The following is a 15,916-nucleotide window of genomic DNA, read 5'->3' on the forward strand; positions in this document are numbered from 1 at the left end:
TGTGCTGTCAAAAACATAGGTAGTTGAGAAATGGTCATATCTATTTTCTATATCCTATATTCTGGTGTCTGACTTCTATTTATATACTATCTTAGCGGCCGTGCAAAAACTAAGTATCATAATCCCTGTGTTTAATGAGGCTGCCACTATTGGAGATGTAATTCATGCTATGGATAAATTGCAATTGGTAGGCGGAATTGAAAAAGAAGTGATATTGGTGAATGATGCATCAACAGACAGTAGTAAAGGGATCATTGAAGAGGCTATCAAATCGGTTACTGTGAATATCAAGCATATTGATCACGCAGAGAATACCGGAAAAGGTGGAGCAATTCATACCGGAATTAAAGAAGCCAGTGGTGACTATACTATTATTCAGGATGCGGATTTAGAATTGGATCCTAATGAGATCAATGACTTATTGCAGGTTGTTTTGGACAAGAAAGCAAATATCGTTTATGGTTCAAGATTCTTAAAAGAAAACCAAAAAGGAGGTACCAAATTAAGCAATATGGCAAATGGTTTTTTAACCCGATTGTCAAATGTAACTTTTGGAATTCGCATTACGGATATGGAGACATGTTATAAATTGGTACCTACTGAATTGTTTCAATCATTAAATCTTGTAGAAAAAAGGTTTGGTTTTGAACCTGAAATCACTGCTAAATTGGCCAAATCTAAAGAGCTTAAATGGGCTGAAGTTCCTATTACTTATAATCCCAGAACCGAAGAGCAGGGGAAGAAAATTGGATGGAAAGATGGTTTTAGAGCAATTTGGTGTATTCTCAAATACGGCTTATCGAGAAAGCAGTAGTTCGATAACATTTTTACATTTTTTAGCAATATCACATTGTTACATTCGTAACTTTGTGAGTTACTAATGGAAACAAGGGTGGACAGCAAACAACAAAAATATGATGAGGCTTATTTGCGCATGGCACAAGAGTGGGCAAAACTGTCTTATTGCAAAAGAAAACAAGTAGGATCCTTAATTGTGAAAGATAAAGCCATCATCTCTGATGGATATAATGGAACCCCTTCTGGTTATACAAATTGTTGTGAAGATGATGAAGGAGATACTCACTGGTATGTTTTACACGCAGAGGCAAATGCCATTCTTAAGGTCGCTAAGTCCACTCAAAGTGCAGATGGAGCGACCCTGTATATTACCTTGTCTCCTTGTAAGGAATGTAGTAAATTGATTATTCAAGCTGGAATTAAAAGAGTGGTATATCACGTTAAATACAAAGATGATTCGGGGATTAATTTTCTTGAAGAGTACGGAATCGACGTGAAACACATAAAAGAAATATAATGGAGGAAAATAAAAGAAGCTTATTGTTTATTGTTCCAATTTTGATGGGAGGATTTTTGGCGCTGGGTATTTGGTTAGGAAGTATGTTTACTCCTGTAAGCGTAATGTCTAACCCAGTTGTTGAGAATACAACAAAATTCAATACCATTCTTGAGTTGATTGAGGATAAATATGTTGATTCTGTTGATCATGATTTATTAATTGAAAGCTCAATTGAGGGTATGATTAAAAAACTTGATCCTCATTCTTCATATATACCTGCTTCAGATTTAGAGTCAGTAAATGAACAATTGTATGGAAGTTTTGGAGGTGTTGGAATTCGTTTTTTAATTCATGAAGATTCATTGGTGGCAACACACATTTTACCGGGTGCACCGTCAGAAAGAGCCGGACTTTTACCGGGAGACAGAATAATTGAAATTGATGGGGAAGACGTAACTGATGGGACATTGACTAACCTGGATGTAACAGAAAAGTTAAAAGGAAGAGCAGGCTCAGCTGTTAAAGTAAAAGTGTACAGAAAAGGGATCACTAAGGATTTATCGATTACAAGAGGAACTATTCCTTTGAGCAGTATTGATGCTGCAATAATGTTGGATAGTGAAGTTGGATTTATCAAGTTAAACGGCTTTACAAGTCAATCTTATAATGAATTTCATGATGCTGCTGCTGCATTGAAACAAAAAGGGATGAAGAAAATGATCTTTGACCTTAGAAACAATGGCGGTGGGTTGATGAGTGCCGCTACAGATATTTGTGATGAGTTTTTAAAGTCGGGGAAATTAATTGTTTATACAGAAGGAAGAACATCTGGTAAAACAGAGTATCACTCAAGTTCAAAAGGAATTTTGGAGGATATTGAGGTGATTGTTTTAATCAATTCGCTTTCGGCATCTGCCAGTGAAATTGTAGCAGGAGCTATTCAGGATAATGACAGAGGTTTAATAATGGGGAGAAGATCATTTGGTAAAGGATTAGTGCAGGATCAAAGTGAATTTACAGATGGAAGTGCTTTGCGATTGACTATTTCAAGATACTATACTCCAAGTGGAAGAAGTATTCAAAAGCCATATGGTGACGATATAGATTACGAAAATGATTACTGGAACAGAATTGAAAGCGGAGAGTTACTGAACGAAGACAGTATAAAACTTGATGAGAATTTGAAGTTCAAAACTATTGGTGGCAGAACTGTTTATGGTGGAGGTGGAATTTATCCGGATGATTTTATTCCAAACGATACAGCCGGAGCATCTTATTACCTAACATCATTGTATTACAAAAATGCTTTCAATCATTTTGCCATCAAATACTTGGATAAAGAACGAGAGAATTTAAAGGATTTTGACAAGTTCAATAGTTCGTTTAATGTAGACAACAACATGTTTAATGACTTTATTAAATATGCAAGCAAATTGGGTGTTGAAGAAAATCCAATAGATATTGTTACTTCCAGATCAACTATTAAAAACCGAATCAAAGCAGAGATTGCCAGACACATTTGGCAAGACAACGGTTACTATATGATCTATGTTCAAAATGACATGGACGTACAAGAAGCGCTTAAAAAGTTCAGATCAGGTAAATCACTGGTGTCAATGCTAATAGAATGAGAATAATATTAGGGGAGTTTATCGGGACATTTATCCTGGTATTTATTGGATGCGGCTCAATAGCTTTTGCCACGTATGTTTACCCAATTTCATTACCCGTAATTGCATCAATTTGGGGATTGGCGGTTTTTACCGGAATAATGTCAAGTGCTAAACTTTCTTCCGCTCATCTCAATCCTGCAGTTACTTTGGCTTTTGTTGGTCTTAAAAAAACCGGTACTAAAGAGATTCCATTGTATTTTTTAGGGCAGATTTTGGGATCATTTTTAGCAGCAATTCTGCTCTTTATACTCATACAGTCTAATATTTCAGATGCATGGACATTTGAAAGTGCCAGGATGTTTGGCGAGTATTATGGCTCAGAGCCTAGTACTGACTTTGAAATTTTTCCATTTATGGCTGAGTTTGGAGGTACTTTTTTATTGATGTTGGGAATTTTAATCATCACTTCATTTAAGTACAAATCTGAGTTGCCAAGCGTAGCTTTTTTGATAGGAGTGCTTTTAACGGTATTGATAATTGTTTTCGCGCCTTATTCGCAAGCTGGTTTTAATCCTGCAAGAGATTTTATTCCTCGATTAGTAAGTTATTTACAAGGATGTGATTTTGCTTTTGATTACAACAATTTAGCCTGGTTGACAGTTTATATCTTGGCTCCAATTTTAGGCGCAATTGTCGGCGCTATTATTTATATGTTGATTAAAAAGAGCAAAAAAAATCCTGCCCAAAATTGAGCAGGATATATAGTTTAAGTCTTTATTGATTAGTTAATCTTTCCTGTAATTGCTTCTGAAACATTTATAATGTGATCACCAACTTTTTCAAGTGAAGAGAAGATGTTACTAAACACCATTCCGCTTTCCATATTAAAGTCAGGATTTTGCATGTTTTCTAAATGCTCTTTTCTCAATTCATTTCGCTTTTTATTGATTTGATGCTCAGCTAATTGAGCAGGTTCAATAGAAACTGCTTCCCATTCAGCATTTAAGTTATCAATCATTATTTCAAAGGCGCCATCAACCAATTTCAACATCTCAAAAATGTTAGCTCTTTGTTCTGGTAAGAAGTATAATTTTTGTTCGTCCTTACGCTCCAATGTTTTTGAAATTTGATAGAAAATATCTCCAATTCTTTCCAAATCATTAACTATAGCATTCATTGAACGAACTCTCTGAGCTGTTTCTGCAGTCATTTCACCTTGAGAAACTTTTGAAAGGTAATTGGCAACCTCAATTTCTACGCGGTCAGTAATCTCTTCATACTTAGCAATTTTCTCATGAAGCTTCCCTTTAGCTTTTTTGTTTTGTTCAACCAATAGTTTTTTCATGAAACCTGCCATTCTAGAAGTAATTTCACCAAATTTCGCAACTTCTTTTTTAGCTTCTAAAATTGAAAGGTCAGGCGTTCCCATCATTCCGGTACCAATATAATCCAGGTGGAATTCTTCATCAATTGCACCTCTAGAACGTACAGTTTTTTCAGCCAGTTTTACCAATTTAGGTACAAACCAAACTAATACTAATACGTTGGCAATGTTAAATGCAGAGTGGAAAATAGCAAGTCCTTCATTAGCATCTTCCGGGTTTGAGAAAGGATCACCATCAACAAAATAAGCTACTCCCTTGAGGAATAATTGGAAAACCAGAACGCACCAAATAACTCCAATAATATTGAATAAAGCATGGATTCTTGCTGCACGTTTGGCATGTACGTTTCCAATTAATGCAGCCAATTGTGCAGTAATAGTAGTTCCAATGTTTTCACCTAAAATCATAGCAGCTGCTACTTCAAACGGAAGAACACCTCCACCAACAAGTGTCATTGTCAATGCCATGGTAGCGGAAGAGGATTGAATTAATACAGTGGCAAGGGTACCTAATCCAATAAACATTAAAGTACCTAATAAGCCAGAATCTTTATAGTCAACAAAGAATTGGATCAAAGGAGAATCCGCTCCAATATCCGGCACATTGTCTTTTAAGAATCCAAGTCCCATAAAAAGCAATGAGAAACCAATAATTACTGAAGCCCAATTCCTTACCGAACTTTTACCAAAGAACAACAATGGAGCACCAAATGCTATTAAAATTAAAGCGTAAGCACCAATATCTACTTTGAATCCAAACAATAAAATCAACCAGGCCGTCATGGTGGTACCAATGTTAGCACCCATAATAACCCCGGTAGCCTGTTTAAGATTCATTAATCCGGCGTTTACAAAACTCACTGTCATCACAGTAGTAACTGAAGAAGACTGCACAATTGAAGTAATCCCTAATCCGGTAAAAATTCCTGAAATTCTGTTTGAAGTAATTGATCCAAGCATGTTTCTTAATCTTGAACCAGCTGCTTTCTGCAATCCTTCAGACATGATTTTCATACCATAAATGAACATCCCTAAAGAACCTAAAAGCACTAATAATTTGAATATTCCCCAGCTACGTTTAGTTTCAAACTTGCTTTCTTTTGACCAGATGTGTTTGCCATCTACAACTAATCCTATTTTGTAAATGTATTTTTCACCACCAACAAGATCTTTTTCTTTGATTTTTACTTTGTTGATGTCTATTTTATCTTTTACCTGCCATTTACCTTTTTCAGGATTAAGTTCATTTTGTTTTTTTCCAATTTTGGTATTCCATTGTACTATGTAATAGGCATCAGGAAAATAGCTTAAAATTTCACTTAGTGCTCCATATTCAATTGCCCAAAAAATCTCTACGCTTTCTTCTTTTCCTTTGGCACCATTATTTTTAAATATGTTTTGTGAAAGGGTATGACAAAGTTCAATTTCGTTGTTATAAACTATTTCATCTTCGCTAGATCCACTTCCAATTTGATAATCAAAAAACAGATTTTCTGTAAGACTTTCAAATACAATAGCCGTATCAGCTGCCGGAACAACCTTTTCAATCCAATTTTCTTGATTTTTGGACTTTAACTTAATACCAATAAATGAATCTTCTGTATTATCAGTTTTCCAGGTAAAAGTAAGATTCCCGGTTTCTAATAATTTAAGTGTTCGATTATCCTCTGCATTGACAAAATTAAAATCAAGGTGCTTTAATTTTAATAAAGGTTGAGTTTGAATTGTCTGTTGTAGTGAGTCTGCAGGATTAATTTGAGATGCCCCTATAAAAGGTATTAAAAAGGCAATAATTGCAAGAATTATTAATGGCTTTCTCATTTATTAGTCATTTGATATTTGCACAAATTTAATGTAAGTACTGCTCAGTATTTGATAACGTACATTAAGCTTGTGTTAACTTAAGTCAGGCAAAGATAAAACAGCTACCTCTAATTACTGTATTAAAGATGGATAAAAAGTTTAACTATGTACAATAAGACGAATTATTTAGAAGAAAATAAAGTTTTACCCCTTGGCCCATAGGTGATTAAAGTGATGTGTTTTAGAATTCGTCAATAATATTTAACTTAGGATTCAAGAAAACAATTGATAATAAATGAAAAAAACCGTCCTGATTATAGATGACGAACCTGATATCAGAGTATTGCTAAAGTACAATATTGAAAAGGAAGGATTTGTTGTTGTGGAGGCGTCAAACGGACCGGAAGGAATAGAAGTTGCACAAAAGGTTTCACCTGATCTTATTTTATTAGATGTGATGATGCCTGGGATGGACGGAATTGAAACGTGTGAGAAAATCAAAAGTATTCCTGCTTTGGAAAATACCATTATATGCTTTTTAACTGCTAGAGGAGAAGATTACTCACAATTAGCAGGTTTTGAAGCTGGAGCAGATGATTACATTGTTAAGCCAATCAAGCCTAAAATTCTAATCAGTAAAATTGTTGCTCTGTTCAGAAGAGTGGATTCTTCAACTGCAAGTTTGCAGCAAGATGACGTAATAGGCTCTTTGACTTTGGATAGGGAAAAGTATGTAGTTATTAAAAATGATGAAGCTTTGACTTTGCCTAGAAAGGAGTTTGAGTTGCTGTCATTATTAATGTCAAAACCCGGAAAAGTATTTAAACGAGATGAAATAATGAATCGCGTTTGGGGAACAGATGTCATTGTGGGTGATCGTACAATTGATGTTCACGTGAGAAAACTAAGGAAGAAAATTGGAGATGAGTTTATAGAAACCATCAAAGGAGTTGGATATAAATTTGTTAATGTATAAATAAAAAAAGGCCTTCATCACTGAAGGCCTTTTTTCTTTGGGTTTATTATTTTAATCTAACTACTAAAGAGCTTTAGTCCATCCAGTAGTCCATCCTGAATCAGCTCCAGTTCCAGTTCCGTCAACTGCAGCAGCTCCCATAGTAGCAGCATTTGTAGAATCAGTACCAGTAGTTGCAGAAACAACAATATCAGTAGTAACGTTTGTTGTAGTTACACCAGAAATATCTAACGTTCCAGCTGTTACATTTGCAACAGTTACATCATGTTGAATATCAATTCCTGTAGCGCAATCCTCAATTAAGATGTTTGAAAGGATACCAGCAGTTCCTTCTCTTAATTTAATTCCAACTTTTCCAGCTGAAACTCCTCTTCCCATGATTGTAATTTTAGAAAGAGTTGGAGAAGACATTGGTGAAGCAGAGTTATTATCTCCGTTGTTATCAGCTTCGATACCTCTATCACCAGTTGTAGGATCTTGTTCTACGATCCAGTTTTCACCAGTTCCTGACCATCCGTGAGTCCAGTCAAATGAATCATCTCCGTTTCCAGTAGACAAAGCATAAGTTAAGCTAACTGTTCCACCAAAGAATTCAAATCCATCATCATTTCCTCTATATGCTTGTAAGTGGTGTAATGTAGTTCCTGAACCAACTCCGTTAAAAGAGAAACCGTTCAATTCGTTGTTTACAGACAATAATTTACCTGCATATTCAACTCTTACATAACACATTGTTCCTGAATTATCAGCAGCATCAGTACCACCATAAGTTCCAGTTCCACCTTCACCTTCAGCAGTAGCACCAGTGTTGATTGGAGCATATCCATTTAAGATAATTCCTCCCCAGTCTCCAGCAGCTGGAGTAGAAGAAACAGGAGTAAATACGATTGGATCAGTAGCTGTTCCACAAGCGTTAATTTTACCTCCTTGAGAGATAGCTAAAAATGGTACTGTTCCGTCATCAGCAGTGTAAACTGTAGTACCTGCATCAATTGTTAATGTAGCACCATCACCAACGAAAACACCTCCTGATAATAACCAGTTTGAGTTTGCATCTAAAGTGTAGTCCTCAGTTAAAGTCCCAGTGATTTGCTTGTAAACTGTTCCACTGTACTCAACCTCAGTGTACCATGAAGGGTAAACACAAGGATTGTCCGGATCATCTTTTTTAGCTTCTGGATTGTAGTTTGTTGCATTAACATCTGTACATCCTTTCTTTTTACATGAAGGAGTAACGAATGCGATTCCTCCTATTAATAGTGCACCAACTATGGCTGTTCTGTTTAATTTCATTTCAATACTTTTTTCGAATTAACTTGATACAAATTTCGGACAATTAAACGACCAACTATTTATGCTCAAGTTATACTTGTGTTAATTAATAGTGACCAGTAATTAATGTTTAGTTAACAAAAAAAACCTTGCAGTATTTCGTGCAAGGTTTTTGTTATTCAATTAGTTATCAGAATTATTTCTTGTCTTTCTTCTTTTGAGTAAAGTTGTATGATACAGATAAACTGAAATCAATTCCTCTTCTGAATTCAGAAACACTTAAGTCTCCACCTACAGGTTGTGTATTTTCTTGTACAACTTTGATATAAGGATTCAATAAGTTTCTAGCTTTAACTCCTACAGAGAATCTATCATCAAAAGTAACTTTAGAAATAAAGTTCAATGTGTTAACAGGTAAAGCATATTGATCTCCAATTCCGTTTCCACCTACAGCTACCAATCTTCTTCCAAATACATTGTAAGCCAATGCAACTAGGACAGATTTTTTAGCCTCTTTGAAATCTCTTTGGTATCTCAAGTCAACATTAAGTAAGAATGGTGAAGCTCCTTCTAATGGTCTTCTATAATTTGTACTAATGTTTCCTGCGTCAAGTGTATCAATAGTAACTTGTGTCCACATAAATGAAGCGTTCATTCCAATTCCGAAATATTTCAAAAATGATGAATCTCTTTTTTCTGCTTTTACGAAACAATCTAAACTTCTCATATATTCTACTTCAACTCCGGCAACTTGTCCTTGTTTTGCATTTGAGAAACTAGCTAACTGTCCAGATGCGGTTCCACGCATTGTTTGCTCAATTGGATTTTGCAAGAATTTGTAGAAACCTCCGATTGTGATCATTTCACCCGGGCTAGGGTAACGCTCATAACGGAAATCTGCATTGTAGTTAACACCATTTTTCAAAGTATCATTTCCTTGAGCTTTAGTTCCTGAGAAGAACAAAGTATATTGGAAAGGAGCTACTTCATTAAACTTAGGTCTTGTCAATGTTTTGCTGAAAGCCAATCTTAAAACGTCTTTTTCAGAAGCTTCATATTTGAAAATCAAACTTGGTAACAAACCTTGAACAAAATCTGTAGGAACGATAGTGTTGTTGTATTTTGAAGGAGTTGTTTGATCTCTGTTATACACTCTTTGCTCAGAAAATTCTTTTCTAATACCAGGAATCATCTCCAACTTATTGAATTTGAATTTGGCATCAATGTATGCTCCAATTACATTTTGAGAAGCAACATATGAAGATCCGAAATTGGCTAACTCATCAATATAGAACAAACCATTTTCGTGATTTTCATCTGTAAAATATTGAGCAGTGTTGTAAATATCTACAGGTTGAATACTGTCAGCTAAATTTTTGATATTGTAGTTAAACTGTTTGTAATCAAAATTTCTTCTTTTTGCTTTGTAATCAGCACCTACGTTAAAAGTAATCAACTCTTCAACTTCGGTATTTCCTCTTTCAGTTTTTACTTCTTTAAATTTCAATACGTATCTAGCATTAGCTTTTGCACTGATCTCATTTTCTTTCAAAATACTAAAGAATCTGTGATTTTCGTTTACATCAAGTGCATTCCATAAATCGTAAGAATCTGTTTGAGCAGGATCACCTGTATATAAAGCAACCAACTGTCTTCTGTCTGGTTCTTTACTTCCGGTGATGTTATATGCACCTCTCCAGTCAACTATCAATCTTGCAAAGTCTTTATCATCTTTATGAGTAAAGAATTTGTGTGTTCCAATCAACTGATTAACATTCAAGAAATTTTGTTTGTACGTAAATCTTCTTGAATAAACGTAGTACGGATCGTAATCAAAGTGATATCCCCAAGTTTCTCTTGTTTCATCATTTGATTTGTTTACGAATAATGAATTTACGCTAATAGCATGGTCAGGATTAATTCTGTAGTAGAGATTCAATAATCCTGTTGATGCAGTTTCGTAATTATACTGATAGACATCATAGTTTAATCTTTCTTCACTTTGAGCGTTGATAATTTTTACAACACCTTCTTGATATTTTAATGAGTTTTCATTTTTCAACAAGGCCAAGAATCCAAATCCTTTTGACTTATCTTTTTTGTCAGACATATCAAAGAAGTTTCCTCCAGTAATAGAGAAATTGATGTTTGGTCTTGCAATTTTGGAAACGATATCAAAGTTGTTAGAGAAATCTGCTGATTTATCATACTGAGTATTGTACAACAAGTCTGGGAACAAAGTGTTAACTCCAGGAAAAGAAGTCAATGGTTTTGAATTTGTAAATACTTCAGTTGGAATATTTCTTGTTCCATCATCAAATCCAAAGTAATCAAATTTACCACCTCTGTAAGAGTTGAATGGTCTGAAAACAGTTTGAGAATTTCCTCCTGTGCTCAATGATACCTTCAAAGTTGGTTTATTGTAAAAACTCTTAGTAGTAATGTTAAAAGCACCACCTGCAAAGTCTCCGTAGAATTCTGATGACATAACTTTTGAAACTTGAACTGAGCTTACAACATCTGTCGGAAATAAATCCAAAGGAACAACTCTAAAATCTGGATCTGGAGAAGGTAATGGTAAACCATTTAAATATGCAACATTATATCTGTCACCTAAACCTCTTACATAAAGTACAGAACCTACTGTAGAAAGACCAGTGATTTTTTTCACTGAACCTCCAACATCTCCTTCACCTTTTTGCTCCATCATTTCTGCTGTTTGAACAGCAACTACTTTATCATCTTCTTTGATGTCTTTTGCAGCTTTAATCTCAGACCCTCCATTTGAAATAGCTCCTTGAACTACAAAAATTTGAAGCTCATTGCTCATTGAAAGATCTTTTGTAAAAGGAGGATTTTCACCTTCTTTTACGGTGATTTCTAACGTATCCTTAATTCCGGTATACATTACAACAATGTGATGAACACCTGCAGTTAGGGTCATACTAAAATTACCATCAAAATCTGTTCTCTGAAATTTCCCATCTTCTAACTCGACCAACTTTGCCATAGCAAGCGGAATAACCTCACCATTCTCAGTTTTGAAAAGATTACCTGATATTGTCCCTTCTTGGGCCATTAGGTTGTTTGTTAAAACAACAAATATCAACAGTATTAATGATCTCATTTTATCTCGCGTGTATAATTTGATGCAAAGTTACGGCGAGAAAAGGCCTCAAAAATTCATTTGCCTGTTATCAATGAGTTAATAATGCTTAACATTTAGTTAACAATAAATATTGAATCTTAATGATTGCATAATAAAGGGTAAATGATCTGTTGATAAGGGTGGGGTTAAATTTGTACCATGGAAATTTGTTACAATATGGAAGGCCTAAAAATTCTGATAGTAGACGACGAACCAGATATCGTAGAGATGTTGTCTTACAACTTTGAAAATGAAAAAATGTTAGTTCAAAAAGCACTAAACGGTAGAGAAGCGCTTGAAAAAGCAGAAACTTTTAAACCGGATGTGATTTTATTGGATGTTATGCTTCCGGATATTGATGGAATTGAAGTTTGTGAACGAATCAGAAATATTGAAGGCCTTAAAGATTCATATGTAATTTTCTTGTCTGCAAGAGGGGAAGACTATTCTCAAGTTGCAGGATACAAAGCCGGAGGAGATGATTATGTTGTAAAACCGGTACGTATAAAAATCTTAAAACATAAAGTGGCAGCTTTTGCTAATAGATTTAAAGTTGGAGATATCTTCTTTGATTCTGATATTTCAATTGACAAAGAAAAATTTGTTGTTTCCAAAGAAGGAGTTGATCACGTGATTCCTAAAAAGGAATTCGAACTACTTGCTCTATTGATGAGTACTCCGGAAAAAGTGTTTAGAAGAGAGGAAATTTTAAGAGATGTTTGGGGTGACACAGTAATAGGTGATAGAACAATAGATGTTCATGTTAGAAAATTGCGTGAAAAATTTGGAGATGAAGTTATCCAAACTATAAAAGGGGTAGGTTACAAATTTGCAGGTTAACTGGTAATAAATTAATTTTTTGAAGACTCGGTTTGTTTATTGAACCGAGTCTTTTTTTATTTTGGGCAGATGAAAAATTTTTGGACAATTGGTGTATTGACATTCTTATTGCTTGGATGTGGTGGGTCAAATCAGGAAACACATAATGAAGACAGTAATAACGAATCTTCAGAAGATCAAATAATAGAGGAATTGTTCCTAAGCGGATTTATTGATACTTATCCAATTAAAATGTATTTGAGTATGCCTTCTGGTGATGGAGATGTGGAAGGTGAGTATTATTACTTAAGCCAAAGAAAACCAATTGAACTTAAAGGTGAGAAAACCGGAACTCACATGGAGATTCAAGAATTTAGCAAAGGAGAGGTTAATGGGACATTTGTTATTGATCTAAATGAAGGAAAGGATCCACTTTATACCGGTAAATGGACTAATAAAGACAATAAATCACTTGATTTTAAAGCAAATGCTATCACGGTAGGTGAATACCAGCTTGGCATGGAAGAAGCAATTGAAGCCAAAAGCTGGGATGAGGTTTTAGCCATGTTTAATAATGAAGAAATTCCAATTAGTGATTTGATTCCAGATTACGAATCAGAAGGACTGGATTCAGCAACAAGACACCAATATTTCGGAACCATAGATGAATTAGAAGAATTTGATTGGACCTCTTTATATCCTGGATGTAAATTCGAGTATTTCAATAATTGGATACTATTGGCAGTTTACAATTCTACCCCAGGAATGATGGGAATAGATAATGACCATTATGTACTTTATTCCTTTGATCAAGACGGAAATAAAATTGACGAGCAGATACTGAGCTGTAATTGCAGAGATTCTAATATGGGAGCAAATGAAATTTACTACAGCAATGTTAAAATTTCAATAGCAACAGAAGGAGAAATCAATGTGGTAACAGAAAACATTCACACCAACCTCTTTGAAGAAGATTTAAGTGAGGATGAATTCTTTGATGAAAGAGATACTACTTACAAAGATTTTATCATCAAGCGCGACGGTAAAATAGAAGTGTATAAGTAATTATTTAATGATACTTAATCGCTTAGTAATACTGCGATTTTGGTCATCAATTACAGTTACAAAGTAGATTCCCTCAGCAAAATCAGTTGTGTTGATTTCAACGTAATTAGAATTCACTTTTTCTTTTACAATCAACTGTCCAATGCTATTTGTAATTTGAACATTTTGGATGTTTAATCCTGCATCAAATTTCACAAATACATTGTTGTTTGCAGGGTTAGGGTAAATAGAGATGTCATCTAATGTTAGTTCATGATTTCCCATATCACTGGTAGCATCTGTATAAACTGTGAAATCGTCAAAATAATATCCATCTTCAACAACACCTTGATCAGTATTTAAGTAAAATCGGAATTTAACATTTGTCTGTCCAATATAATCTGTCAAATCTATTTCTTCCAATACCCAACTAGTTTGAAATCCATCATATAAAGGTTCATCTACATCTTGATTTGAACCACCTTGATTAGTATATAATCCGCATAAAGGAGTCCATGTAGAACCGCCATTTGTAGAAGCCAAGAATTCTACATAATCCCAATTGTCTTCAATTTGCCATTTTGCATTGAAAGTGATGTATGCGTAGGTTGCATTTCCAAAATCAAAAGATTGATTTAAAGTAATGTTCTTGTCTTGATTGTTGGAGTAGTCATTGTTTGGACTATCTGTAATACAAGTGCTAGGAGATACAAAATCTTCTGTAGTGGTGCTCCAACTTCCCGTCCAGTTTGACAAGTCTGAGCAATCATCAGTAAATAGAGCTGTTCCTGCTCCAAAAGTTTTGTAAATGGTATCTTTTCTGGTCCAAGTACCATTATCCGTTTCTAATACGTAGATGATGTCATCACCAAAATTAAGTCCGGCATCCAAAGTGTATTGAATAGAATCTTCAACAATTTCCATCAAATTTAAATTGTGCACATTACTACTTCCAAAACTTGTGATCCCAGTAATTGCAGTCATGCTAATTGTAATAGGTCCATCAGTCAATCCCAATCTTTCTAAATTGTACGAAAAATAACCGTTAGGATCCTGAACTTTTGATGTGCCAAGTGGAGTTGTTACTCCAAAAACATGAGGCATATGAGCCAATGTCATATTCATGTGAACATTGGCCTTGCAAATTGCTTCTATTGAAGATTGAGGAGGCCAAAAGTCATTGTTGGTTCCTTCACTTGAGCATTCAGGAGTCATGGCAAAAATCGTATCATGGTTTACCCCTATATCATCCGTGTACATCCAATCATCAGAATCTCCAGAAGCAGGGTATAATCCTGAACTTTTAATGTTCTCATATCCATTAAATTTTACCATGTGCGTGGTAAAAGCATCAAAATAATTGTGATGTGGTGCAAACTCATTGTCAGACCAACCTATAGGATATAAAAGTTGATTTCCATGTGTGTGAGCATTGAATGCAAATTTGAATTCTCTTTGCTCAACAAACCACTTCATTGCCTGAGTTTCAATTTCTGAAAAAGAACCGGTCCCTGGCCATGTATCAAAACCCGGATTTGCAGAAACTCCTGTGGTATTCCAGTGATAACCATAATTTCTGTTGAGGTCAACTCCTTGATTAGAACTCCCGCCACTTACTAAGTTTCTGTTTTTTCGGTGCATTCCGCCACCATTTGGAGAATTGAGTTCATTGTATTTGTATCCATCAGGATTTAACATAGGAACAAAGTACATTTCAGTATTGTCAATCAAATAAGTTACTTCAGGATCAGTACCGTAATTTTCTAACATATACCACATATAGTAAATCAACTGAGACAAACTTGCCGGTTCTCTCGCATGGTGAAGAGCTGAATAAAGTACTTCTTCTTCAGCTTCATCTGTATCCGGGTTATCAGAAATTCTAACCCAATAAATAGAATTACCATCAACAGTAGTATATGATCCAATTGGTGATTTTGCAGAGATCAAATTAGGATATTGGGTTCTCATGTCGTCCAACTCATCAATAAACTCTTGATATTTATAGAACCCTGCCATTGTACCAAGGTTAAAATTTGAAGGTGTTGTAGGATTATAACTGCTTCCTCCTGTTGAAGAAGGGCAAGCTGCCCTATCAGCACCTTTTGTAGCAATTTCTGATCTGTCAGATTGGTAATATGCCTTAACATCATCAATTACAATTTCATAAACGAAATTATGTGCGTCTAATTCGGCAATTTCCAGTTCTGAAAAGTCTGTCATGAACCAGGTGTTTTGTTTCAATTCACCATGATCAACAGGTAAACCCAAATCACCCAACTTTCTGAGTTCTTCATTGGTGCCAAATACTTTTACACGGCTCCATTTTAATTGAGAAAATACTGGGGCAATTGCCAATAGCATTAGTAGTAGCAAGCTGATCTTTTTCATGAGACTATTTGTTTTTCGAGATGTTAAAGATATCACATATATCGGACACTCCCAACTTTTATTTATCAGGAGGTATTACTTATTGATTAAAAAAAAGTCATTTATATGGCGATTTTTTTCAGAATTTTTATCTTTACCAAAAATCCAAAGAAATGTCAGAACATAATTC

11 protein-coding genes are annotated in these 15,916 nt (G+C 34.8%); 7 read left to right on the plus strand and 4 right to left on the minus strand.

Translation table 11 applies throughout. The features are described 5' to 3' along the window. Positions 1–100: 100 nt before the first annotated feature. From K6119_RS14415 to K6119_RS14430, 4 genes are all read left to right on the plus strand, one after another. Positions 101–814 carry a glycosyltransferase family 2 protein gene (locus K6119_RS14415; RefSeq protein WP_221832810.1) on the plus strand — a complete coding sequence of 238 codons (714 nt, stop codon included), beginning with the start codon at positions 101–103 and terminating at the stop codon, positions 812–814. A 66-nt stretch (positions 815–880) separates the two neighbouring features. After that, positions 881–1,315, plus strand: a complete 435-nt coding sequence (locus K6119_RS14420; protein ID WP_221832812.1) for a deoxycytidylate deaminase — start codon at positions 881–883, stop codon at positions 1,313–1,315. Next, complete coding sequence (locus tag K6119_RS14425) at positions 1,315–2,928, plus strand: S41 family peptidase (RefSeq protein ID WP_221832814.1); 1,614 nt, start codon at positions 1,315–1,317, stop codon at positions 2,926–2,928. The genes K6119_RS14420 and K6119_RS14425 overlap by 1 nt, the downstream gene beginning before the upstream one ends. Continuing rightward, entirely contained in the window at positions 2,925–3,662 is a 738-nt protein-coding gene (locus tag K6119_RS14430; RefSeq protein WP_221832815.1) for an MIP/aquaporin family protein, read from the plus strand. Before K6119_RS14425 ends, K6119_RS14430 begins: the two co-directional genes overlap by 4 nt. Before the next feature lie 29 nt (positions 3,663–3,691). Here K6119_RS14430 and K6119_RS14435 read toward each other — a convergent pair whose 3' ends face one another. Further along, a complete protein-coding gene (locus K6119_RS14435) occupies positions 3,692–6,115 on the minus strand; it encodes a Na/Pi cotransporter family protein (RefSeq protein WP_221832817.1) in 2,424 nt (807 codons plus the stop codon). Between the two features lie 277 nt (positions 6,116–6,392). Between K6119_RS14435 and K6119_RS14440 the strand changes: the two genes are divergently transcribed. Further along, positions 6,393–7,073 carry a response regulator transcription factor gene (locus tag K6119_RS14440; protein WP_221832819.1) on the plus strand — a complete coding sequence of 227 codons (681 nt, stop codon included), beginning with the start codon at positions 6,393–6,395 and terminating at the stop codon, positions 7,071–7,073. 63 nt (positions 7,074–7,136) lie between these two features. Here the strand turns inward: K6119_RS14440 and K6119_RS14445 are convergent, their stop codons facing one another. Then, complete coding sequence (locus K6119_RS14445; RefSeq protein ID WP_221832821.1) at positions 7,137–8,366, minus strand: hypothetical protein; 1,230 nt, start codon at positions 8,364–8,366, stop codon at positions 7,137–7,139. 175 nt (positions 8,367–8,541) lie between these two features. After that, positions 8,542–11,472 carry a TonB-dependent receptor plug domain-containing protein gene (locus K6119_RS14450; RefSeq protein WP_221832823.1) on the minus strand — a complete coding sequence of 977 codons (2,931 nt, stop codon included), beginning with the start codon at positions 11,470–11,472 and terminating at the stop codon, positions 8,542–8,544. A 198-nt stretch (positions 11,473–11,670) separates the two neighbouring features. Here K6119_RS14450 and K6119_RS14455 point away from each other — a divergent pair, with 198 nt between their 5' ends. Both K6119_RS14455 and K6119_RS14460 read left to right on the plus strand, forming a co-directional pair. Continuing rightward, positions 11,671–12,333: a response regulator transcription factor gene (locus tag K6119_RS14455; protein ID WP_221832825.1), complete on the plus strand. Its 663-nt coding sequence runs from the start codon at positions 11,671–11,673 to the stop codon at positions 12,331–12,333. 69 nt (positions 12,334–12,402) lie between these two features. Beyond that, the gene (locus K6119_RS14460; RefSeq protein WP_221832827.1) at positions 12,403–13,377 is read left to right on the plus strand and encodes a hypothetical protein; all 975 of its coding nucleotides are present in this window, start codon (positions 12,403–12,405) and stop codon (positions 13,375–13,377) included. On the opposite strand, the gene K6119_RS14465 is transcribed toward K6119_RS14460, so the two are convergent. Beyond that, positions 13,378–15,747: a M14 family zinc carboxypeptidase gene (locus K6119_RS14465; protein ID WP_221832829.1), complete on the minus strand. Its 2,370-nt coding sequence runs from the start codon at positions 15,745–15,747 to the stop codon at positions 13,378–13,380. Positions 15,748–15,916: the final 169 nt, after the last annotated feature.

The organism is Paracrocinitomix mangrovi (assembly GCF_019740355.2).
Taxonomy (GTDB): Bacteria; Bacteroidota; Bacteroidia; order Flavobacteriales_D; family Crocinitomicaceae; genus Paracrocinitomix; species Paracrocinitomix mangrovi.

Bases quoted from the DNA above. Each gene is read 5' to 3' on its own strand.
- K6119_RS14460 (WP_221832827.1), top strand. From the start codon at position 12,403: ATGAAAAATTTTTGGACAATTGGTGTATTGACATTCTTATTGCTTGGA.
- K6119_RS14420 (WP_221832812.1), top strand. From the start codon at position 881: ATGGAAACAAGGGTGGACAGCAAACAACAAAAATATGATGAGGCTTAT.
- K6119_RS14430 (WP_221832815.1), top strand. From the start codon at position 2,925: ATGAGAATAATATTAGGGGAGTTTATCGGGACATTTATCCTGGTATTT.
- K6119_RS14450 (WP_221832823.1), bottom strand. From the start codon at position 11,472: ATGAGATCATTAATACTGTTGATATTTGTTGTTTTAACAAACAACCTA.
- K6119_RS14440 (WP_221832819.1), top strand. From the start codon at position 6,393: ATGAAAAAAACCGTCCTGATTATAGATGACGAACCTGATATCAGAGTA.
- K6119_RS14465 (WP_221832829.1), bottom strand. From the start codon at position 15,747: ATGAAAAAGATCAGCTTGCTACTACTAATGCTATTGGCAATTGCCCCA.
- K6119_RS14445 (WP_221832821.1), bottom strand. From the start codon at position 8,366: ATGAAATTAAACAGAACAGCCATAGTTGGTGCACTATTAATAGGAGGA.
- K6119_RS14435 (WP_221832817.1), bottom strand. From the start codon at position 6,115: ATGAGAAAGCCATTAATAATTCTTGCAATTATTGCCTTTTTAATACCT.
- K6119_RS14425 (WP_221832814.1), top strand. From the start codon at position 1,315: ATGGAGGAAAATAAAAGAAGCTTATTGTTTATTGTTCCAATTTTGATG.
- K6119_RS14455 (WP_221832825.1), top strand. From the start codon at position 11,671: ATGGAAGGCCTAAAAATTCTGATAGTAGACGACGAACCAGATATCGTA.